The sequence below is a fragment of the Mesorhizobium sp. M7A.F.Ca.US.011.01.1.1 genome, from assembly GCF_003998295.1.
GTDB lineage: Bacteria > Pseudomonadota > Alphaproteobacteria > Rhizobiales > Rhizobiaceae > Mesorhizobium.
This window is the reverse complement of sequence record NZ_RZRT01000030.1, coordinates 24,750-46,746: the sequence shown is the minus strand read 5'-3', so window position 1 is coordinate 46,746 and position 21,997 is coordinate 24,750. Positions and strand designations below refer to the sequence as shown.

Below are 21,997 nucleotides of genomic sequence, written 5' to 3'. Positions count from 1 at the left end.
ATGATGCACTCGGCCGTTGTTCATGCGTGAAGATCGCCCCACCGCCCATTCATCGCTTAACCTTCGCGCAAGGGTGTAGACGGCGAAGCCCTATACTCCAGCGACTATAACTCTTCGCGGCGCGATTGATGGGGCACAACGTGCAGCAGAATTTACCAAGCGGGTGCCGAAGCGGCTGAATCCAAATCGCCTCGTCGCCGATATGAGCGTTTGCTGAACCGAACGCTTGGCGAGACTATCCAAATCAAGACCGTTCTCGATGCCGGATGGCATGTGGGAGGGCCGACGCAGGACACCTGGAAAGCGCGCGCTGCTCAACTGTACCTTTTGTTGATTCATGGCGGGGGGATATAATGCCCCGCGGAACCAGGGGCACTGCCGCGAGTTCTTTGGAATGGCAAATCATCCGGTCACGAGCGCCCTTACCTCAATCGGCACATTGACTTCCCGTCCCGCAGCGTTCCTGGTGTTGCTGGCCTATGCAATCCTTTGGATGATTTTCGAGCGACAGAGCTTGGATTGGCATGGAGCCGCTACATTGTTTACTTGGGCGATGACGCTGTTCATCCAGCGCGCGGAGCACCGCGACACTCAAGCGATCCACGCCAAGCTTGACGAGATTCTGCGGTCAGATCACGCGGCTTCAAACATCACGCGGATCGACGATGAAGAGCCCGAGGAGATCGAGAAACATCGCCATCGCCAGCAGCGGGGCGATTGACGTGCAGCCTTTCGGTTCCGTTGCGTCAGGCGCCCGCAAGAAGACCTCCGGCATTGAGTTCTGGCGAAAGGTGCTCATTTATCTGGCCATTGCCGCTATCGCCAGCCTGCTCACGGTGTTGATCATAAATCTCACTCCAGAGTCGCGCGTTCTACGATCAATCGTTCCCCATCGGTTCGACGCTACGGATCCCCAATTTTCCAAGACGATGAGCAGCTATTCGCAAGGGCAGATGTTCGGTTCCAATGCGGTCCAAACTCTCATCAACGGGGACGAAATATTTCCGTCAATGCTGCAAGCAATCGGGGCGGCTCGATCCAGCGTCGACATCGAGACATATATTTATTGGTCGGGAGCCATCGGCTACGAGTTCGCAATCGCATTGGCGGCCAAGGCCAGCGAAGGCGTCGAAGTCCGCGTGAACGTCGACGGGGTTGGCAGCCTTCCCTTCGACGAGGACTTGATCCACATCATGACCACGGCCGGTGTGAGGTTCGAACGCTATCGGCCGCTACGCTGGTATACGTTGGACCGTGTAAACAACCGAACTCATCGCAAGCTGCTGATCGTCGATGGCCGGGTCGCTTTCACTGGCGGGGTCGGCATTGCCGATAATTGGCGCGGGAACGCACGCAACTCAAATGAATGGCGCGACACGCACTACCGGATCGAAGGACCCGCCGTGGCCGCATTCCAGGCGGCGTTCGCCGAAAACTGGCTGGAGACGACCGGTGAGACATTGCAGGGCGGGAAGTTCTACCCTGCAGTTGCGCCCGCTGGTGGGCTCGATGCCCAACTAATACTTTCTTCGCAGCCAAACGGCTCGGAGAACATGGAGTTGATGATGTTGGCGGCAATAGCCGCGGCCAAGGACCATCTGCGCATCGGCATGGCCTACTTCGTGCCGGACGACATAGCCCTGCAGCAGATTCTTGATGCAAGGAGGCGAGGCGTCTCGGTCGATGTCATCGTTCCCAATTGGCTGACGGACGTGCCTATAGTGCGAAAGGGTTCACGTTACTTCTGGGGCGAATTGCTCAAGGCCGGTGTGCGCATCTTTGAGTTTCAACCCACAATGTACCATCCGAAGCTTTTGATCGTCGACGATGTCTGGGTGAGCTTTGGCTCGGCTAATTTGGATGAGCGTTCCTTGCGCCTCAACGATGAGGCCACTCTGAATGTCTACGGCATGGAATTCGCGCGGACGCAAATAGACGTTTTCAACGAGGACCTGAAACGATCAAGGCAGGTCAGTGTGGAAGAATGGCAAGCTCGTCCGCTAAGCGAAAAGGTCACCGACTACTTTGCGAGCAGGTTTCGCTCCCAGCTTTAATAATAGCGAGGGTGCGGAGATGCAAAGTACCCGCGATTGCTCGCCATTGGTATTGATAGACGCTCTCGGTCGAAGTTAAACGCCGTGCCGTGGTTCTGCACGGATGTGGAGATCCTAAAATACTTCAATCACCTTACGGCTTCTCTTTTTGAGAGCCTGTATGGATTTGCGATGAATTTGCGGTTGCGCCGGCGACGTCTCCACCAGATGCTGTGCAAGCCTTGCTTGTCTCAGCCGCACCGTCTTCTCGGCCCGTTCCGCTCGTTCAGCGTCCAGCATCTCTTGGCTGATACGCTTGGCGCGGTCGTATCTTTCCTTGTCGTGATTGCGAGTCACGGACACCTCCTAGCCAGCAACAAAAATCCTGCGAACCTTTTTGGTGACACGTGGCTTGCGTTCGATGGGACCGCGCGTGACGGCTTGTGCCAGGCGCGCTTCCTTCAATCGCGCCGTCTTGGCGGCGCGCTCAGCACGTTCCTTGTCGACAATGAGTGCTGCAGCCGATGTGGTCTTCTCGTTGCGACCGTCATCATTGGTCCGCGGCATCTCAGCGCCTCGCCTTAATTCTTGCCGCCCGCGGAGCCATTTTGTACCTGGGTCGTGCTCTAACCTGGTCTATCGTCCTCTTGGCGGAGCTTTTGCCTGCATGAGCCGGCTTCTTGCGCAGGTGGTTGTCGTTGTCCGCTTGTGGGATGGCCATCTCGGTTCTCCTATGCGGGCCCAACTTCGAAATGGCGGAAGTGTTCCCAGCCAACTCGCAAGTTGCTGGGCTATTTCGGATGCAGCGGCGGATCCCAAGGCATGCGATCCGGGCTTGGCGTCGTTTGCCAACTCGCGTCCAGCGATTGATAACGGCCCACCTTGCAGGTGCGCGAATGAGCAGCGGGACGGCTCGAGGCAGGTTCAAGCTGATTTGACTTGGAACACGTTGTCGGTCTTTAGGTTGTCCAAACGGTGTGAGGCCGCAGGTGTCGACGATGAACTTTCCTCGCGACGCGATGGTTCAGACTTTGCTGCAGCAAGGGATCCCACGGAAACGCATAAGCTCGGCATTGCAGGGAATTGGGCGCTTGAGTCGTTGAACCACTACCGGGTGCGTCTGCAGTCAACCTTACAGGCAGCCGCAGTTCCAGACGAGGAGCACGGTTCCAAGCGCATACGGGACAAGAAGCAAACCTATCGACACCCAGAAAGCCGGCTCTGCCAAGGTGGCCATGTCCTTGCGAAACTGCTCCATAGGGCTACCCCGGCAACTTCGACAAACGAATAGAGCTAATCTGGTAAGACCTATGGCCCGCTTTTGGCATCTTCGACCTCCAGCGCATCCATGACGGCTGCCACATCGCTGGCTTCTCCGTCGATGCCACCATGCACCCCAGTTCCGGCATTCTTTAGCGCTTGCTGGATCGCATCTTCAATGTTTCCGAGCTCCTCCTCACGCACCTCGCGACCATAACCGGCTGCTTCGGCATCCTGCCCGAATTGCTGGGCCAGCACGGCGAAGCTGACTTCCTCTTCGCCAGCGAGAGTGCCGACATTCTCCTGCAGCCAGTTTTCAAAAAATTCTTTGGTCGCGTTCATCTGATAACTCCTCCGCCGGGTTAAGCGCGGCGGCGATCCGAAGTTCCGCCATGCCGTCACTTTCCCAATCAGCAAGGGCTACGCTCAGGATAGGCTTGGCTGATCATCTTACGAACAGACGCTCGTGCGCTGACATTCATGGAAGACAGCCTGAACTTTCAGGGGTTCACATGGACCGGGCGCTTCATTTGGTCTTTTGCGCATCCGGCGCAAACAGGGCCTGCCCCGCCAGCTTCGCGTGCAATGCGCGGGCTAGGTCAAGATGTTCCAGCACCGTCGGCAGCTTTTCGGAGGCGAAGCGCTGAAGCGCTGCATCCTCGCCCGAGCCTATCTCCCAAGCCAGGAGTTGCGCCGTCTTTTGGTGATCGACGATCTGCGCTCCCAGGTAAGCCAGCTCAAACGCGGTGCCGTCGAGTTTTTCGAGATCGGAACGGATTTTTTTGTGATCTGGGTCGAGCCCTTCGGGAAGTGGAATTTTGCTTTTATCTGCCACGGATTTCAGCTGCTCATTGGCCTTGTCGTGATCATCGACCATCCGATTTGCAAATTCCCGAACGTCATCGTGACTTGTCTTTCCAGCCGCGAGCCGACCTAGCTCTATCTCGGACCTGCCGCCTACCGTAATCAGCTGGGCGAAAAGCCGATCCTGATAATTCGTCTGATGCGGTGCTGGAACTCCAGGCTTCTCCATACTCGTATCGGGAGCAAGGCCGGCTGGATTGCCGATTTGCGCCAGCGCACAGCAGGGCGACAATGCCAGGGCTACTGTCATTACGGCAGCACGCATGATGTCCTCCATTCAGTACCGAATTAACTTCGGCCGCGGTTTCCCCGGTGTTCTAGAGCGTGAGCAGATAGGCCACCAATGCATCCTTTTCCGATTGGTCGAGCTTCGTTCCGAGCACCAGGTTGAAGAACTCTACGGTATCGCCCAGCGTCATTAGGCGGCCGTCATGAAGATAGGGCGGAGAATCCTTGATCCCGCGCAACGTGAAGGTCTTGATCGGTCCATCCGGTATGGCAACCTGATCGTTGAACGTCTGGCCAACTTTGTAGAATCGCTCAAGCTTTAGATCGTGCATGTTGTTGTCCATGAAGGACAGACTTGGAACATGACATTCGCCGCAGCGGCCCTTTCCCATGAACACCTGCTCGCCCTTGATCTCCAGCGCATTGGCGGCAGCCGGGTCAAGTCGTCCGAACGGATCGAGCTTCGGTGCCGGCGGAAAATCGACGATGTTCTGCATCTGCGCCATCATCGCAACCTGGTTGGGCCGATCCGGCAGATTCACGCCCTTGCGGGTGGCGCTCACGTGATCGCCGTTGAAATAGGCGGTGCGCTGTTCGAACTCCGTAAAGTCCTCCACGGAACGCAGCGAGCGTTTGGACCCGTGGATCTGCTGGTTGAACAAGCCGCGCAGACTGGTCGTGTCGAGCCGGAAGCGCTCGGCTTGCGGCCGCACGTCCGGGGTGAGGTGAAACGCCGCGTTGGTGTGGAAATTGGAATGGCAATCGAGGCACGCCACACCCGTGCTTTGCATCGCTACCTTCCTGTCCTCGGTCTGATTGAATTCCTCCTGCGGAAATGGCGTCAGCAGCAGACGAAGCCCTTCCATCTGCACGGGCGTGATGATGCCGTTCATGTATTCATAGAAGTTGCGTATCGTCAGCAGATCACCTCGCGACACATCGCCAAGCTCCGGGTGCGTGGTGAGAAATATTGGAGGTGGAAATTCCGGCGTAAGATAATCCGGCAGGTCGAAATCGACATCGAAGCGACGCAGATCCCGTCCTTCATCAGCGCCGATCTCTCTTATCTGACTTTCAGGAAAGACCTGACCTCCAGTGGCCTGCTTGACGTGCGGCAACGGCAGGAAACCTTGCGGCAACAGACCACGATCACGAATTTCCTGAGGAGTTTTCGCTGCCAGGCTGCTCCAGGTTTCGCCTGCCGGCAGTTTCACTCGCGAGCCTTCTTGCACAGCTTTGCGCCCGCCCGACATCATGACGCCCCGCATCGGCCGGTCAGCCAGATCGTAACGTCTCTCAAGCAGGCCGCGTTGCCGTTGTGTCACTGCCGGTTTTTGCGCTTCGTCAGTCTCCTTGACCGCGGAAAAAGGCAAGCTTGGCAATGGACGATATGTCAAATCCGGCGGCAGCGGGTCCGAAGCAACATTGAGCGCGAATGTCGCAGCCCCAAGCAGGACTGGCAAACCAAGATTGAAGATACGCGACATATCTCCTCCCCACAGCGTTGAATTTGACCCCAACCAGTGCGCGCCAGCTTTGTTCCCGAGCTTTGGAAAAAGCCGATCAGCCGCCGACTGGACAACGCAACGCATGATCGTCCCACGCTCGGCTTCTCGGTGATCACCGGTGTCGCTGTTTTGGAGATGCGTCGATCTGCGTGCCTGAACGCGGACCACGATTGTGTGCTCGAACTATTGCCCGCGATCTCGCCATTTTCTGGCTGATGACTGCACGCCCGCCGATCGACTGGTGCCCTGTAACCCTGCGAAGCTATTCTATCCCGACAGTTCGGATTGAATAACCTCATCGGTTGGCGACCCGTCAGACGTGACTGCGCTTTTGACCTGGTCCATCCCGAACTGAGCGACCTGAACCATCATAGCCTTGGCCTTTGCGATGAGTTCGTCGTCGGGAAGACTATGCCCGGCCTGCAGGGTGACTGTAATACACTCGCCTCCCTCCCCGCGGAATTCCACGACCGGTGCCTGGTCTCGGCTGACGACAATTTCCGTCATCTGCATAAGAACCTCCTCCTCGCTTCGACTGTAGCGGCCAGCCGAAACTAAACGCACGGCCGTCTAATCCTTGACATAAGCCCCAGGCTGACGACCGCCTCTGGGCGCCTTGGCGTCTTTCGAACGCTCGGCGATCGCAGGACCTGCTCCAGAGGTTTTCTCTGCGGCCGGTGAAGGTGTCGCCTGCTTTGGCGGGGTCCTGCCGCCCGATTTTTCGGGGCGGGGTGATATGCCAACTGAAGAATTGTCTGAAGAAGTCATGGCCCGTTTCCTTGGCTGCGAAATTCCATTACAAACCTCCGAAACGCCGTGACGTTCCATCGTGAAATAGATCTCCCGTGACGTTCCATCGTGAAAAAAAGATCTCCGCTGGTGAACCTGGGGCCACGCTGAGGCGCATCAGCAACGAGCTGTTTTCGCAAGATAAACGGTAAATGCAGACAGTTCGGGCAATACACAGCTTAGCCTGACACATGGCAGGGTGCAGCAGAATACGAGCCAACACGAAACTCGTAGAGATACCCATCGCCGAACGCGGTGACGGCAGCAGCTTCGGTCATTCTGCAGAATGCGTTTCAGCGCCGCGGCAATGCCCATCGCCCGAGGTCCAGGAGGCTGAATCCAGCGCCGACCAGCAAAAGGCTCGCGATACAGGCCGAGGCCGCAGCTCAACCGATGAGGAACAATATCTCCCTTTGAAAGTTCTGGCCGACCCGTGAAGGAGAATGAAAAATGTCAGAATCGCGCGAATGGCTTGTCCAATGGCTTAGGGATGCTCACGCTATGGAGGAGCAGGCCGAGACCATGTTGAATGGGCAGCTGAACCGAATTCAGAACTATCCTGAGCTCAGCGACCGGATTCGCCAGCACGTTCAGGAGACCAGACAGCAGGCTGCTCGGCTGGAAACTTGTCTCGACCGCATCGGACAAGGATCTTCCACATTGAAGGATGCCGGCGGCAAGCTGACGGCAATGGCGCAGTCGCTCAGTGGGGTCTTCGCCGGTGACGAAGTGATGAAAGGATCGCTTGCAAGCTACACGTTCGAGCACATGGAAATCGCCTCCTACACGATCCTTATCGCCGCTGCCAAATCGCTAGGTGAAGCAGAGGTCGCCCAGGTCTGCGAAGAGAACCTGCGTGAGGAAGTCGCGATGGCGGACTGGCTGAAAAGCCATATTCCAGCGACAACCGAACAGTTCCTCGCGCGGACCGACTCGGAGAGTGAGAACGCCAAGCGTTGATCGGTCGGTAGAGTCATTTGCCGGCTAAGAGATCGCGCGTTGCGCCGAGTTCGGCGCAACGCGCATTGAGGTTGAGGCGTTACCGGTGTGAAAGGCACTTCGAAGTAAAGGCAGTTTTCGTTAGTTTCTCCGTGCCGCGATTCAGCATCCCGACATGCAGGTCGAGCCAAGGACATCTCCATCTAACTCAAGAGCCAGGCGAAGCACGTCATGTGCGGCAAGATGTTGAGGGCCGGAATTGAACATTGAAATTCCGGACGGAGCTCTCTGCTATGCGGCCGTTTCTTGAGAGCTCGCCGAACTGCCGTTTACCCCGATAGTTCCTATTGCTCGCTGTTTTGCGACAGTTCCCCATCCCCAACCATCTCCGCCAGCCGGCTGAGGAAGTCCATCAAAGCAGCTTGCGGCTCGTCGATTTCGCCTACGACGACCGAAATGCCCCAACGCCCAAGAACGGCCTCCTCCACAGAGTTTCGGCTGGTCATGAGGATGAACGAGGGCGGGCGATCTTTCTCATAGCCGGACCGATGCCACGTCTGCCAGAGACGGTGCAACAGCAACCGAATATTTGGGTCGGAAAGGCTACGCCAATGAAGAGGATCGTGCTGCCGAGTGCATCCGAGCGAAAACGCACGTCCAGCGGAGAATTGAAGGACAGGCGATCGAGGTAGTCCGTTTCGGTCAGGACGAGGGACGAATCCTCGTCGAAATCACCATGGAACTTGACGATGTGGGTAACGCCTTGGCGGCCTGCGCTACATCGCGTGCATTGGCCACTTTCACGTAGTCCCGGCCGTATATCTCATAAGCCGGTTCTAGGTTCCGGTCATAATTAGTTGTGTAGATGACAGGGAAGTCGAGCCTCACGATGAGACGATGCAACTCGGATTTCTCGATCCGGTCCTTGGGGACGGACCAGTTTCTCCATCCAACTGCGAAGTGGCCCGATGCTGCCATGCTTGATCCGATAGTACTCGGCCAGGGTTTGAAAACGATCGCGTCGCGTGGAAAATTCGTCGTCGACGCCGAGCTCCTTTGCCATTCGCACTATCAGCTTCTCCCAGGAGGGTAGTCCAACACTGATCGACACCCCTGCCCCAACAAACGGAATTGCGCTGCGATGGCGAATTGCGTTGGCGAGAATCTACAGGGTCATCGTTCATCAAGTCTTTCGAGGCCAGCCGCGCAGGTCGACCCTCCTCCCTCACATCTGGTCGTTGTTAGGCTGCTTGGTGATCCCCACCTGCCTGGCCAGCTCGGAAAACGGTGGCACACTCGCTTCGAACTGCTTGGTGTTAGCCAGCCGCAAAAGACGCAAAGGGAAACACACTGCGTCGCGGTTAGCAGGCGACATATCCTCGAAGAGGCGCTCATCGACCGTGAACGAGGCTTCCGCGTTTTTCAACGCCGTGTCGATATCATCGACAGAGAGAAGGCCTCTGCGGACCAAGGCGTTATTGACGGCCGCGACCGCCATAAGCAAACCTTCCAATTGCAGGTTGGCGACGTTCATGGGCCATGTCCTTCATATCGTTGGAAGCCCGTCGATAGATAATCCTGCTCCGGAGGCCTTGTGCCGTGCCGGTGATGGGGTTGTCGCTTGCCAGAGCGTTTCGGCTGCGCGGCGGCGCCGGGATTGGCATCTGGTGGCGCCATGGCTTGGATCTCCGCTGGGCTGCTGGACAACTCTCCACATGCCTCGAGGTTCCGGATCGCCATGGCAAGCTTGCAAGGTAGAGGCAAGGCTTCGGCGGGAGCCACCCAGCGTGTCTGCCGGCGAGCCATGCGCGGGAAAACTCGCGGATGGAACCGGAATACCACATCCGAACTCAGGGCTGTTGAGTACCGTTCACCGTAGCCACGCGCAGGCCGAGCCGCCTTCGGCAAAAGATGCCGGCCGCGTGCCGCTCGTAGCCAAAAGCAACCGTTGCAAGGCGTTCGGCAACTTTAAAGCTCCGACTGTGCCTCCGGGATGGGCCATATAGAAACGACCAAGCTGATGCCTGCTAAGGTCTCGGGATCTCGTTTTATCGACGACATCAGGCTGCCGCGCTCGGCAGGTCAGCAGATCCGATGGATGGGAACAACCCGGCACGGTGATGGTTCGGTGGCATCAAAGGTGATAGAGAACGATGGGTAAAAAGCCCAAACAGCACACAGAAGCCACGGCGGATCGTGAAAAGGCGATCGAAGCGCTCTACTTTGCGCGCAAGTGCGGCCTCACCAAGGAAGAGGCACTCAAGATGTTCAGGGAAGCCCAAATCAGGATCGATGATGGACCCAAAAGGCGCTCCGGCAAGCGAACTTAGAAGCGTTCGTCGAGCGCTCGTCTCAGCCAGCGGCGGCGCATGATCTTCTTCACCTCCGACACGCATTTCAACGATCCCCGCATTCTGCGGCTCGACCCCCGCCCCTTCAGTTCATTGGCGGCGCATGACCAGGCACTGACTGAACTTTGGAACGAGACTGTTGCTCCAAGCGACGAGGTTTGGCACCTCGGCGACTTTGCCAAAGGATCGGCGGAGACAGTGTCTTCGCTGCTGTCCTGCCTCCATGGCACCAAGCACCTGATCATCGGCAACAACGACGGCGTGGTAACGCTCCGCGCTTCGGCTTGGGCTAGCGTGCAACACTACAAGGAGCTGACGGTCGAGGGCCGTTTCTTGGTTCTTTGCCACTACCCGTTCCGCACCTGGAACCAGATCGGCAAGAAATCGATAAACCTGCACGGCCATTCTCATGGCCGGCTGAAGCCAATGACGCGGCAACACGACGTCGGCGTGGACGCCTGGGATTTTCGCCCCGTCACTTTTGCTGCCATACAGGCCAGGCGGCGCCGCCGAGGTTAGCGCAGCAGATGGTCGAACGATCGACGTCTTTACGTGGTGATGCTAGCCGCAAACAGGAATCCAGAAATCCTGCCCCTGGGGTATTGCAGCCTTGCCTGGAACGCACCGCGAGTAAACCGGACCGAGGAGCGCCCCACCCGTCTGCACAGCCGTCACAACCTTTGGGACAGGCGCCGACCCCCGTCGTCACCCCGGCGGCGCGCCACTGGCGCCCAATCGTTCATCCACCTCGCTTGAAACGAGCTTCAATCGCCGTCCTTGGCGATCTCAGTGCCACATTCTCTCTCTAAGCCACTTAAGAAACCTGTTCCCTCCAATCGACCGGCGGACTCTAGCGGCAGCCCACTGCCCTCTGAACGTGGTTCCGACATGGCAACTGCAGACGATGTCATGCAACTCACCGTCAGACAGTTCGAAGAAGCGCTTTGCTTCCCCATAGGTGTCATCCTTCAGGCCTAACGCACGCAGTAGCGGGTCCTCGAAGGCCACTGTAATTGGCGAGCCCTCACCGCGTGCTGCGTCGCGGGCTTCCCGCTTCAGATACTCAGTGCCGGTAAGGGCTCTCAGGCGTCGCTCGGGATGTTGTGCCAGCAACTCTGCCCAGCGCTCAATACGCTGTTGCCGGGTCATGATCGGGTATGTCGACAGGGGTTCTACTTCTGCAATGGTCTGCAGTTGGCTTAGAGTTTGGTGTTCCATCGTCGGCTCCTTTTGATTGAAGTCCCTTCCCCACAAAAATTATCGTGCACCGAGGCGCTGACAAGAGCTGATAAGGCGGCCTTACCCGAGAATGGATCGCGATGACTGCGTGCTGACCTTCAGGACAGGAACCAAAGCGCGCAAACGATGTTTATTGACGGAAGGGCATCTTAATTCCTTGGAGAGTTGAAAATGAGAACCACCCTGATTCTGGGCGCGCTGGCCCTTTGCCTGGCCGCCCCTGCCGTGGCTTCGGCGGACTCAATCGTCATCACCACGAACAAGCATCACCGTCACCATAACAACCGCATTGCCGTCATCAATGAGGATGGAGCTCGCCTTCACCATCGCCGTCACGGCACGGAAGCCTTTTACGACAACGGCCAGCGCCATTGGCATCGCAAGCACCATCGCCGCGATCACGTGGTCGTCACCACGGGCTCGATCGAACGCCGCCATCACCGGCGCCACGTGATCATCGAGGACAACGACGACTAAGATAAGTCGTTTGCCTGGCTCCTGGTAAAAACTGGGAGCCGGGTCGCGATTGCTCTTGTTGGCCGGAACCAAACAGAACAGACGTACTTTATCGGTCGAAGGGACCGCAACCGAATTGGAAGCGCAACAATGGCTGAAAGTCTTGATTTCGAACTTGGACGTCAAAGGTTAAGCGTCAAACGAGCCGAGAAATCGCTGTCGCGCGCGAAGGAGGAAACGGACCGGGAAAATGGCGTCGCGGTCAATATTGCCTTGTGCTGCAGGATTTGGGCAGCCCGACACTGCGTTATGGAGGCTCGGAGCGCCAGACCAGCATCGTTACGGGGCGTCATCAAATGACCTCCTATCGCAATGAAACGGAGGATTTGTCGTCATGACAATATTGTTTGGGCCGCTGGACTCGGACTATCACAAGCGCAGCGTGCTTTATCACGCGACGCGGTTGTCGATGCTACACGATCGAATGCTGATGCGTTTCGACAAGGTAGACGAAGCGGCCGATAAGGTTGAAGCCGCAGCGGCCGTGCTGGTCGATATCACCCACGGCTCTGCCGTCGAGGCGTTCCAAGACTCGGTGTTGCGGAATTCGCCGGCAGGTTTCCTTCGGATGGAAACGGGTCAGACCCTCGGGCTCTGAGCTGCGAGGAATGGCGCAAGCGCTTCCGCAGCTATGAGGGCCGACTAGCGAGGTCGCGCATCACGCGCCTGATGGGCGGGCTCTCGCGCGCGCTCAGCCACGCTTGCAATAGGGGTCCAAGGGGCCGCTCAGAACCCTGCCAGGTTTCGACAGCGTACGCTCTTCGCCCGTGGAGACCGGCCCGGGTCGCCCCCTTCACGCATATGCCACCTTTCCGTGGCCATGCGGATGCCCCCGTGTGCACGCTCTCGGCGTTCGATGCTTTCGCTCGCCGTGAATCTCTTCTCGGTCGGCTATTCACAAGCTGCGCCAAAGCGCGGCGGGCATTGCTGTTGTCGGAAATCGCCGGCAGCTATCCACCACCACCAACGGATCCTCCTCTGACCCGAGGTGAGCAGGACATTGGAATTACCCGGTGCTGCGCGACAAGCACGCGTACCTCCAGGCACTGCACGACCAGCGCAATGCGCAACAATCTGGGCTCAGAAGGGCACGCCCTTCAACGAAGTCGCGGTGAAGGACGCAAAGACAACGGTGCGTACGTGGCGACCAGCCTTGAAGCGACGCGATTCAGGATTGCTCCTGAATGCGCTGAGGAACGTCAATGCAAGGGCCGCGAGCCTTACTGGCGGCACAATCGTCGCTCGCCTATGTCGATATGATCCGGCTTGCGAGGCTCGTTCGTGATGATGGAACAAGGCACGATGAGCGGGCATGTACGCTTCAGTACTCAACCAGCGCGGGTTAAGGACCGAGCGAAGCCCTGTGCCCGTTGAGGGTGGCTGCAGCATAGTCTGACCGACTTCTCGCGGGCAACGTCAAGACAGGAATGGATCCCTCGCCAGGAGTCAATTCGTGCTTGACATGTATGTTCCCTTTTTGTTCACGGCGCATGCCGGAGAGGCCGCCCCGCAATGCTGATCATCGCAGTCCACATAAAGGCGCTCAAAGGGATGATGCTGCTCAACGGCGCTCAATACATCACGCCTACGACACGCAAGGAGAACCGAGATGGGAACGATGTACCTGGACGCCGAGGCCAAAGCCGAGCTGCACTCTGAAGCCGTGAAGCTTATCGCCCGCTACGACAGCCCACTTGAGACCGTGAAGGCGCTGATGACCTACAACTGCGAGCTAGAGACTCAGATACTCGCTATAGCCCACAGGCATCCGGGGATAGTCTCCATTGGCTATGACGATACGCCCCCCGTCGTGGGATGACTGGCGTGGACATTGCGAACTGATCCGTCCCGCCCTACGATGACGACGATGGCGCGGATGAATGGAACGAGTCCTGACGCACTCGCGGCGCTCCGCACGGCAGGGCGGCCGGAGGGCGAAATTGCCCATAAGCTGGCCGGATGCGACTTGGATTGCGATCCCTTGCGCGACAACCGGCAGTGTGAATTGTCCCCGGCGTGACAGGAGTGCTCTTTGGCCATGCATGACCTTATCGCTTTCATTCAAAGCAACTCTGCGCTCGATCGTCCCCAATGACCTGATCTCGCTCGGATGAAAACCGCTGGAGCGCGACCGTATCTTCTTTGATCATTGCCTGATGAACATGCCCGTATGGGTCTGGCCGGCGAGCGCATGGGTTCCGGCCAGCGTTCCGTCGGGCATCATCTTAAAACTGACGTCCGCGCCATTCGGGAGGCGCCCCAGCTTCAACGTAGTCCCTACAATTTTTCCTTCGCCTGCGGCCTCTCCCGGGTTGTTATCGCCCAGAATTCCCCACGCGTAAGTTACGGTCACGTTTCCGTTCGAGGAAACAGATTGAACAGCCAGTTTACCTTCATATGTGCCTTCCAATCGTCCGGCCCAATTGCCCGAAAAAGCAGCGTACTTTGTTGGAACGCCCTTTGAAGGAGGAGTGATTGTCACGGATTGATCCATGATTGCCGGGCCAGGCGGAACAACGGTAGGATCCAAGGCGGGTCGGGAGCGAATGGTAGCAGGTTCGATAGCGGCGGGTTGCGGCGGTTCAGGAGCCGATTGGCACGTGGCTAGGGAAAGTGCCGCGAAGGGCAGTTATAAGGTTCCGCATCAATTTCTCCACATCGCTCTCCGACGGGACGTATCCGAAAGCCCACTGAAGGCAGTAAGTTCCATTCCCCACCAGGCCGGATCTTTGGAGGCGCCTGGTAGACCGACGAGTGGCCATAATAGATAGCCGCTCGTCAACCGTGTAGCGACATTGCGCGGACGGACCTCAGGTGGCATGTTGGTGAGGCGCACTGCGCTTGATCTACTGTTTGGTATCTGGCTCTGAAACAGCTTGGTCCGGGCGTGCTGGGGACTGGCGAACAAGCTGTCATCACTGCCTTCCTGGAAAATCTGACCGGCTTCCATAAGCGTGAAAGCTGTCCTGAATACAACGGTCCCGCAATCTCACTGCAATCAGAGAACGCCCTCCGGAACCAGTTGCCCCTGATCGAGTTGCTATCCTGCCTCGCTTTGAGCGCGAATGGGAGAACACAGGATGGCAACCACTAAGAAGGCTTCACCGAAGGGCCTGAACGAACTTTTCCACGACACGTTGAAGGACATCTATTTCGCCGAAAAGAAGATTCTTGCGACGCTGCCGAAAATGGCGAAGGCCGCTCGAAGCCCGGGTTTGAAGGCGGCGTTCGAAAAGCACCGCGACGAAACGAAGGAACACGTTGCCCGCCTCGAACAGGTTTTCGAAGTGATCGGCAAGAAGCCGCAGGGTAAGACGTGTGCAGCTATTGTGGGCATCACCGAGGAAGGTGCCGAGATCATGGAAGAATACAAGGGCGCGCCTGCCCTGGACGCCGGTCTGCTGGCTGCGGCCCAGGCTGTGGAGCACTACGAAATCTCACGCTATGGCACACTGAAAACCTGGGCCTCCGAACTCGGGCTTGATGAAGCGGTTTCTCTCCTCAATTTAACGCTTGGAGAGGAGAAAGCGACTGACGAGGCGCTGACACAGCTCGCTGAATCGGCTGTCAACATGGCGGCCGAAAACGCGTAGTAGTCCGCATTAGGCGAAGTCTGGCACGTTGGTGCATGCATCTCAACGGGAACTATCAATGGCTATCTAAGTACGCTCGTTTCAAGAGTGCTCGGCAAGAAGTCCGGTCCAGCTAGGGGTAACGGCGATATGCGCAAAGCGACCGGCGCGGGTCCGGCAATAGCGGCGCATTCGAAAGACCCGAGGACAACGGCGCCGACCGGCCAGAACCGATCGGCGGCAAGAAAAGGCAAATGACCGAGTCGCAGGAAACGTCGTCACTGAACAGCCAACAATCCCCTTGGATAGCCATTCCGGCCAACCTTTGACGCAGGCGGTCAGACGACTTCCAACCTGCCCCATTAGGTCGAGATGCGTGACTTGCAACACGAGGGCCGAAGTACAAGCTGCCCCTCTCGAGAGTCTACATGCTGGTCAGTTGAACTGCCCGGCAAGCGTGAATGCTCGGCTTGGGGCAGCCAGATCGCGGATGCAGCCTTGCCAGGCGGCCGGTCACAGGGATGGATGCGGGCCCATACTATCAGGCCGCATCGCTGATGGCTATGTCGCTGCCGGACGCTTCGGAACAGCCGGCGCTGGCATCGAGCCAAGTTTCCCTCGGCAAATCCATCCTTCCCAGCTAAGCCGTTCATGAAGCGCGCAGCCAAGCGCTCCCGCTTTGGCGACTTGGCACGACACCGCGCACGTTACTGATCGTCTCAGCAACCCGGTATGCCGCTCTCCTGAAAAGCCACGGCGTCCAATTGCGCAGGTCGCAGAGGCTCGCAGTTAACTATGATAGCAACCCATTTCAGATTTCGTCGAATGCCGCGGTTGCTGTTCGGCCCGGGACGGGCGTGGCAAACACGTTGATCAACCAGAGGCATCTGAACCTCTCAGGCTGCTTAGACCAATGCCATCGGTAGATATCGGATAATGATCTCCTCCTGCCGGAAACGGCGCTCCAACTCCGCTCGGCGCCTTCGCCAATCGGGCAGATCGACTTCTTCCGTCATCACCTCGAAGATGACGATCTCGTCCATGTCGGACTCTTTTCCCTGCCTCCACACCCCTTCCGCGGGAGCCCGAAGATACGCAGTGACACCTTCGAAGGTATCGGCGAGTTCTTGCTTCACACGGTCGAAGTCTTCATTGGCGAACGGCTCTCCCGCGTTGTCGGAACGAGGAAGCAGGATCTGGACAAGGTGCATGCGGCCACCTCCAAGATTTTTAAACGGCCGCGACATTTCGATGTTCCAGCAGCCGCCGCATTGCACCGGCCGAGGCGCAAACCAGCCCGCGATAGGTTGCAAAACGCGTTCGGACTCGTTTGGACTGGTGGCTCGCACCTGGCACTGTTCTCGGCGGCGGACCGGGCGGCCCCCGATCAGCGTCATCTAAAGCGACACGAACGGCGCTCCAAGACTGCCTTCCGGCCGCGGCTGCAAGTCTATCGTGTCACCATCACCGTGCATCTCCCAATCATTCGTTTTATCCGGGGTTTTGGCGGCAGCCTCTTGCGTGCGGCTGGCCTTATCCTTGCGAGGGCTAGGCTGCGTCGCGAGATGATTTGGCGCCCAGGGATTTCCCTTCGGTTTTTCTTTTCCCTGGCGAAACATGCCAGGGAAAAGGTTCCCCTCACCTGCGCCCAAGCACGCGCCGGATATTCACCGATACGCGATCACGAGCCATGCCGCGGCACTTTAAACCGTTGTGGTGCGCATTTGCTCGCCACCCCAGAACCTCATGAGCAGCCTCGTGCCTTCAGAGACCGGACCATACGCACGACAATTGGATCATACGGTTCCTTTTCCGATTGCCTATAGTTGATTGTGAAAAGTGCGGCCCGCTCGTCGCACACCATAATTGCGCGGACATAGCGAATCGCCCCATTCTTGACACCGGAGTAGCTCGCCCATCCGGGGGCAATGCGCCGATAGGTCAGTCGACGGCCTTTTCGTCCTCGATCATGCGATGCTCGATCTCGGCGCGAAAACTGGCTTTCCCCAGTCGCGCCCCCCAAACGACCAGAAACGCATCCCTTGGGCCACGAAAGGCCGCCCCCTGATGCGAATGCTGCGTCAGGGCGAAGCCTGGAGGGATACGAATGTGAAGCCAAGCTGCCGGACCCCGAAGGGCTTCCAGGCTTCGGCCTGAAGCCACGTCGTCCAGATGAGGAAGGCTGTAAGGCCTAAAAGTAAGCGTCGCATTGCTTTGATTTAGCGTCGGCTGAAAAGGGGTCCAGACGGAAAGAGGGTCCGTGACATTAAATGCAGTTCGAAGCTCGAGCGCGAACGGGGGGATAGGCGATCTTGCCGGCGACTTCGATGTTAGCGGTGTCGAGACTGAGAGCAAGCTTTCGGGGGCTATTGCTGTCGTTGATCTCGTCGGTTTTTTTTGCGCATATCTCTTGATATAGCGACCGGCCCAGAGATACCCGCCCAAGATGGCCACGCATCGCTCCAGGATTCCGCCGCGGCGCGGCTTCCGCTCGCCAAACCGAGCTCAAAAGCCAGGCACGGCAGAACTTCAACGACCAGAGGCGGCTGGGCAGGGCCACAAAAAGCTCCTCCACCACAACAATTTAGCGCATCAATCCCGCCGCGCGCAGCGCATCTTCGATGACCTTGGAAATCCCGCTCGCCGGGCCACGCGCATTGGCTCGCTCCGGCGTGCGATCGATACGGACTGCCCGCGGTTTTTCCATTGGTGCAAAGAACTGCAACGCGGCAGCTGAAGCGACGTCGGCTTTGCCTTTGCGTCGCACGACGGGCTTCATCAATTCCCAGAAGCGGGCGATGTGGCGTGTCGAGGAAATCCCAACATCCAGCATGAAAGGCCCTGCTTTGCCGAGACCATCGCCGCCGCCAGTTTGCAGTGGCGTTCCATGCCCCATCCCGGCAATGGTGAACGTCTCGACCACGTCGCGACCTTTGCTGTCGGACCAGATCTTGCGCGTCTGGCCGTCTATCTTCTCTATGCGTGTTGGCTTTTCGCTGAGGCTGTGCACGCTTTGCCACTGCGCCAGCACCGCGTCCGCATTCGCTGGCACGACGGTCGTGTCGGCCGAGCCCTGCCACAGCGAAAGCCGCGGCCACGGGCCGTTGTGCGGCGAGGCTGCCCGCAACAGGCGCTGGAGGTCGGTTCGGGACGGACCGCCATGGCCGCGCATGCGGCTGAAGGCTTCGGGGATGGTCGAGGCAGTGCCATAGGCAAGCCCGGCAATGATGGCGCCGCCGGCAAACAGTTCGGGATAGTTTGCCAGCATCACCGCCGCCATGGCGCCCCCTGCGGACAGACCTGTGATAAAGATCCTCTTGCGATCAAGACCATGCGTAACGACTACCGCCTCGATCATCTGGCGGATGGAAAGTGCCTCGCCGCTGTCGCGGCTGATATCGCCTGGCACAAACCAGTTGAAGCAAAGATTGGCATTGTTGGCGCGCTGCTGCTCGGGGAAAAGCACGGCAAAATCATGCTTGGCGGCGAGCTCGGTCCAGCCGGAGCCATGATCATAGCTGGCCGCATTCTGGGTGCAGCCATGCAGCACAACGACCAGCGCCGCCTGCCGGGTTGGATTCTCCGGAAGATAAAACCACGCACGCAAGGCCCCAGGATTGGACCCGAACCCTGTGATTTCGGACAAGTGAGCGTCCTTCCGGCCCCCGGATCCGGCTGGCCGCGCGCTCAGGCGAGCGATCGTGTCGGATATACTTGGCAAATCAGTGTCCTTGCGCGCCGGAATGGCACAGTCGTGCACAACGCACATGCAACCATATGGTTGCTGCAATGCACAATACGAGCCGCCTCATCCGGGAACCTTGTTGATGTATTGCCACGCTCAATGCGCGCTCTGTGCCGTCGTACCCCGAACCGAAGCAAAACGGCCAGCAGGCAGACGGGCGAAACGGCTATCGCCCTCCACCTCTGAGGCCGGCCCCGCACGAAAGTCCGCGAGCTGAACATGTAAACGGCGTAGCTATCCGGTCATTCTCGGCTGCTGGCCGGCAATCATCTCTCTGATAACCCGGACCACCTCTGCAGATTCGGCGGGCTTCATCACTGTGACGCCGAATGAGAATGCTTCGTGGCTCTCCTCGACACCTAGGCCGGAATAGACGACGAAAGGAACAGCCCGGCCAGCCAAGGTTTTTGCCGCTTCAACGCTCTCGCCGTCCGACAACCTGACGTCCAGGACCGCTGCGGCGGGTGTGTGGTTTGCGAGAAAACGCTTCGCTTCGGAACATAGGATGCCAATGCTACGGCAAAGCCTGGCTCGCGAAGGCGGCCTCGACCTCCACGGTAATTAAAGCTTCGTTGTCTACGACATGCACCAGGGATTTTTCCATTTGAGGCCCGATTTGCACGTTCGTAGGTCAAACACGAGGTCGTTTTTCCGTCCGGGTCTAAGCTTGCATGTCGCAAAAGGCTGAATCAAGAGCAGCATCGTACGCAGGCCGCGAAGGACGAGCTATAGGAACAAATTGGCGACACCCCGCGTTATGGCGGGTTAAACAGAGAGGGGTTTTGGATGAATGGAGTACCGCAGGCGAATGGTATCGCCTTCAAGAACCCGGAAATGCCCGGTGAGGATAACCGGAACTTCGACTACCAGGATTTCTTCGAAAACGGCGCCGTCGCCCTCCATCTGGTCAGCGCAGATGGGGTTATCCTGCATGCCAACCAAGCCGAGCTCGATCTTCTCGGCTATTCTTCACAGGACTATATCGGCCGCCATATCGCGGATTTCTATCCGGACCGGAGGGTGATCGAGGATATTTTGGGGCGCCTTACACGTGGCGAAAAGATCGCGAGATATCCGGCGCGATTGAGGGCTCGCAATGGCTCAATCAAGCATGTCGAAATCACGTCGAGCGGCCAGTTCCGAGCCGGCGATCTGGTCCACACAAGATGCTTCACCGTTGATGTAACCGACCTCGTGCGGACGCGGACTGAACTGCGGCGGCAGGACAGCACCTATCATCAGGTGCTCGATAGTCTCCCAGTCGCCATCTACACGACTGACCCGGATGGCGTCATCACCTACTACAACCGAGCCGCCGCCGAGCTGGCGGGCCGGGAGCCCGAAATCGGCAAGGACAAGTGGTGCGTGACGTTCAAGCTGTTCATGCCCGACGGCACGGAATTGCCGCACGACGAGTGCCCGATGGCGATCGCGCTCAAGGAAAACCGCCCGGTGCGTGGCCAGCAGGCCATAGCGCAACGCCCTGACGGATCCTTCTTCCCCTTCGAGCCGTACCCGACACCGATCCGCGATGAGAGCGGCGATCTGATCGGCGCTGTCAACATGCTGTTTGATCTCACCGACCGCCAGCGTGCCGAGGAGGCCAGGCACCATCTGTCAGCCATCGTGGAATCCTCGTTCGACGCAATCGTCAGCAAGGATCTGAACACCGTCATCAAGAGCTGGAATCGCGGTGCCGAACGGCTGTTCGGCTATACCGCCGAGGAAGCGATCGGCCGGTCGGTGGCCATGCTGATCCCGGATGATCACCAGGACGAGGAACCCCGCATCCTTGAACGCATCCGCCGCGGCGAAGCGGTCGACACATACGAAACGATCCGTCGGCGCAAGGATGGCAGCCTGGTTCCCGTCTCGCTGACGGTGTCACCCGTGCGCAGCGCAACCGGGCAGATCATCGGCGCCTCCAAGATCGCCCGAGACATCACGTCGGCTAGGGAAAACGAGCATCGTATCCGCATGCTGATGCGGGAGGTCAATCATCGGGTCAAGAACCAGTATTCCGTCATTCTTTCGATGATCAGGGAAACCAACAAACGTGCCGAAAATCCCGCGGTGTTCGAACGGCAGGTGCGGGAGCGGATCATGGCGCTGTCACGCTCGCACGATCTGCTAGTCGCCGGCGACTGGAGAGGCGTCACCCTCTTTGAACTGTTGCTGTCGCAGGCCAAACCCTTCGGCAATGAGGGACGGATTTCCATGGCGGGACCATCCATTGTGCTGAGCCCCAACGCCGTCCAGTATTTCGGCATTGCCTTCCACGAACTCGCGACCAACTCAGCCAAATACGGCGTGCTTTCGGGAGACAAGGGCACGATTTCGGTCCAATGGAACGCGACCGGCTCCGGTGGCTCGAAGCTCTTCCACCTCACTTGGGCCGAAACAGATGGCCCGAAGGTCCAGAAGATCGGCCAGGGCGGTTTTGGAACCGTGGTGCTCAAGCGGGTGGCGCCTGAGGCGGTCGGAGGGAAGGCCAATCTTGAGTATGGGCCGTACGGGATCAATTGGACGTTGGAAGCGCCGTTGGTTTCCGTGGAGGCATCTGTCGCCAGCGAGGCGTAGGCGTCGAGGGGTCAGCACCTCAGCTTTGTCCGTTCAACCCCCGCGAATTCTCAGAGCCGAGTAGCAAGCCGCTGCGGCAGCTTGCAGCCCTGACGCCTCGATTGTGACGCCCGATACCCCTGGTAGCATCACGTCCTTTGGCTTTTCGGCTCCACTACGACAGCCTTGACTCGTTCTCAGTCCCGCACCGTCCGATCCGTGCGCCGCGTTGACGCTTGGGACAGCGCGCTTCAGTGGCCGGACGATGGCCTTACCTAGTCGCCATACCGCACTTGGGCAAGATCGCTGACGGATGCTCGTCATTGGCGCAACATTAGCGGCGACCTTTGCCCGGCATCCTAGTCGACGCGGTACGTCGTGCCATGGCAGAAGG

General features: G+C 58.3%; 22 protein-coding genes and 2 pseudogenes. 8 read left to right on the top strand and 16 right to left on the bottom strand.

From position 1 onward, the window contains the following. Positions 1-394 precede the first annotated feature (394 nt). Complete coding sequence (locus EOA13_RS23595) at positions 395-721, top strand: low affinity iron permease family protein (RefSeq protein WP_023811908.1); 327 nt, start codon at positions 395-397, stop codon at positions 719-721. Next, the gene (locus EOA13_RS23590) at positions 666-2,054 is read left to right on the top strand and encodes a phospholipase D-like domain-containing protein (protein WP_127296095.1); all 1,389 of its coding nucleotides are present in this window, start codon (positions 666-668) and stop codon (positions 2,052-2,054) included. Before EOA13_RS23595 ends, EOA13_RS23590 begins: the two co-directional genes overlap by 56 nt. Before the next feature lie 114 nt (positions 2,055-2,168). Here EOA13_RS23590 and EOA13_RS23585 read toward each other — a convergent pair whose 3' ends face one another. From EOA13_RS23585 to EOA13_RS23555, 6 genes are all read right to left on the bottom strand, one after another. Further along, the gene (locus EOA13_RS23585) at positions 2,169-2,390 is read right to left on the bottom strand and encodes a hypothetical protein (protein WP_127296094.1); all 222 of its coding nucleotides are present in this window, start codon (positions 2,388-2,390) and stop codon (positions 2,169-2,171) included. Positions 2,391-2,399: 9 nt separating this feature from the next. Continuing rightward, positions 2,400-2,600, bottom strand: coding sequence for a hypothetical protein (locus EOA13_RS23580; protein ID WP_127296093.1), 201 nt, complete (start codon positions 2,598-2,600; stop codon positions 2,400-2,402). Positions 2,601-3,341: 741 nt separating this feature from the next. Beyond that, the gene (locus tag EOA13_RS23570; RefSeq protein ID WP_127296092.1) at positions 3,342-3,635 is read right to left on the bottom strand and encodes a DUF768 domain-containing protein; all 294 of its coding nucleotides are present in this window, start codon (positions 3,633-3,635) and stop codon (positions 3,342-3,344) included. A gap of 184 nt (positions 3,636-3,819) precedes the next feature. Further along, entirely contained in the window at positions 3,820-4,422 is a 603-nt protein-coding gene (locus EOA13_RS23565) for a DUF4142 domain-containing protein (RefSeq protein WP_127296091.1), read from the bottom strand. 52 nt (positions 4,423-4,474) lie between these two features. Continuing rightward, positions 4,475-5,872, bottom strand: a complete 1,398-nt coding sequence (locus EOA13_RS23560; protein ID WP_127296090.1) for a cytochrome B6 — start codon at positions 5,870-5,872, stop codon at positions 4,475-4,477. Between the two features lie 288 nt (positions 5,873-6,160). Continuing rightward, positions 6,161-6,406: a hypothetical protein gene (locus EOA13_RS23555; protein WP_127296089.1), complete on the bottom strand. Its 246-nt coding sequence runs from the start codon at positions 6,404-6,406 to the stop codon at positions 6,161-6,163. A 726-nt stretch (positions 6,407-7,132) separates the two neighbouring features. Between EOA13_RS23555 and EOA13_RS23545 the strand changes: the two genes are divergently transcribed. Then, the gene (locus EOA13_RS23545; RefSeq protein WP_127296088.1) at positions 7,133-7,642 is read left to right on the top strand and encodes a DUF892 family protein; all 510 of its coding nucleotides are present in this window, start codon (positions 7,133-7,135) and stop codon (positions 7,640-7,642) included. A 115-nt stretch (positions 7,643-7,757) separates the two neighbouring features. On the opposite strand, the pseudogene EOA13_RS38870 reads toward EOA13_RS23545, so the two are convergent. The 4 genes and pseudogenes from EOA13_RS38870 to EOA13_RS37990 form a co-directional block, all read right to left on the bottom strand. Beyond that, positions 7,758-7,916: pseudogene (locus tag EOA13_RS38870) on the bottom strand (NADH-quinone oxidoreductase subunit D); the annotation flags it as partial. Between the two features lie 49 nt (positions 7,917-7,965). Continuing rightward, positions 7,966-8,786, bottom strand: a pseudogene (locus EOA13_RS23540) (SIR2 family protein). A gap of 60 nt (positions 8,787-8,846) precedes the next feature. Then, the gene (locus EOA13_RS23535; protein WP_023811900.1) at positions 8,847-9,155 is read right to left on the bottom strand and encodes a hypothetical protein; all 309 of its coding nucleotides are present in this window, start codon (positions 9,153-9,155) and stop codon (positions 8,847-8,849) included. A 526-nt stretch (positions 9,156-9,681) separates the two neighbouring features. Beyond that, the gene (locus EOA13_RS37990; RefSeq protein WP_164780266.1) at positions 9,682-10,017 is read right to left on the bottom strand and encodes a hypothetical protein; all 336 of its coding nucleotides are present in this window, start codon (positions 10,015-10,017) and stop codon (positions 9,682-9,684) included. Here EOA13_RS37990 and EOA13_RS23525 point away from each other — a divergent pair. After that, positions 9,991-10,491, top strand: coding sequence for a metallophosphoesterase family protein (locus tag EOA13_RS23525; RefSeq protein ID WP_127296086.1), 501 nt, complete (start codon positions 9,991-9,993; stop codon positions 10,489-10,491). The two genes, EOA13_RS37990 and EOA13_RS23525, sit on opposite strands and share 27 nt — an antisense overlap. 267 nt (positions 10,492-10,758) lie before the next feature. Here the strand turns inward: EOA13_RS23525 and EOA13_RS23520 are convergent, their stop codons facing one another. After that, the gene (locus EOA13_RS23520; protein WP_023811898.1) at positions 10,759-11,190 is read right to left on the bottom strand and encodes a hypothetical protein; all 432 of its coding nucleotides are present in this window, start codon (positions 11,188-11,190) and stop codon (positions 10,759-10,761) included. A 261-nt stretch (positions 11,191-11,451) separates the two neighbouring features. Then, entirely contained in the window at positions 11,452-11,853 is a 402-nt protein-coding gene (locus EOA13_RS39585) for a hypothetical protein (RefSeq protein ID WP_164780265.1), read from the bottom strand. A gap of 208 nt (positions 11,854-12,061) precedes the next feature. On the opposite strand from EOA13_RS39585, the gene EOA13_RS23505 reads away from it, so the two are divergent. Beyond that, positions 12,062-12,325, top strand: a complete 264-nt coding sequence (locus EOA13_RS23505) for a hypothetical protein (protein ID WP_127296083.1) — start codon at positions 12,062-12,064, stop codon at positions 12,323-12,325. A 1,011-nt stretch (positions 12,326-13,336) separates the two neighbouring features. Then, entirely contained in the window at positions 13,337-13,546 is a 210-nt protein-coding gene (locus EOA13_RS23500; protein ID WP_127296082.1) for a hypothetical protein, read from the top strand. A gap of 327 nt (positions 13,547-13,873) precedes the next feature. Here the strand turns inward: EOA13_RS23500 and EOA13_RS37980 are convergent, their stop codons facing one another. Beyond that, positions 13,874-14,209 carry a hypothetical protein gene (locus EOA13_RS37980; protein WP_245490462.1) on the bottom strand — a complete coding sequence of 112 codons (336 nt, stop codon included), beginning with the start codon at positions 14,207-14,209 and terminating at the stop codon, positions 13,874-13,876. 598 nt (positions 14,210-14,807) lie between these two features. Here EOA13_RS37980 and EOA13_RS23490 point away from each other — a divergent pair. Then, positions 14,808-15,320 (top strand): ferritin-like domain-containing protein, encoded by a 513-nt coding sequence (locus EOA13_RS23490; RefSeq protein ID WP_127296080.1) that lies wholly within the window; start codon positions 14,808-14,810, stop codon positions 15,318-15,320. 884 nt (positions 15,321-16,204) lie between these two features. Here the strand turns inward: EOA13_RS23490 and EOA13_RS39580 are convergent. The 3 genes from EOA13_RS39580 to EOA13_RS23470 form a co-directional block, all read right to left on the bottom strand. Then, the gene (locus tag EOA13_RS39580) at positions 16,205-16,696 is read right to left on the bottom strand and encodes a hypothetical protein (protein WP_348629763.1); all 492 of its coding nucleotides are present in this window, start codon (positions 16,694-16,696) and stop codon (positions 16,205-16,207) included. Positions 16,697-17,883: 1,187 nt separating this feature from the next. Further along, positions 17,884-18,945 carry a PHB depolymerase family esterase gene (locus EOA13_RS23475; RefSeq protein ID WP_245490461.1) on the bottom strand — a complete coding sequence of 354 codons (1,062 nt, stop codon included), beginning with the start codon at positions 18,943-18,945 and terminating at the stop codon, positions 17,884-17,886. A gap of 333 nt (positions 18,946-19,278) precedes the next feature. Continuing rightward, positions 19,279-19,482: a hypothetical protein gene (locus EOA13_RS23470; protein WP_127296079.1), complete on the bottom strand. Its 204-nt coding sequence runs from the start codon at positions 19,480-19,482 to the stop codon at positions 19,279-19,281. A 348-nt stretch (positions 19,483-19,830) separates the two neighbouring features. Between EOA13_RS23470 and EOA13_RS23465 the strand changes: the two genes are divergently transcribed. After that, on the top strand, positions 19,831-21,624 hold the full coding sequence (locus tag EOA13_RS23465; protein ID WP_127296078.1) for a PAS domain S-box protein: 1,794 nt from the start codon (positions 19,831-19,833) through the stop codon (positions 21,622-21,624). Positions 21,625-21,997: the final 373 nt, after the last annotated feature.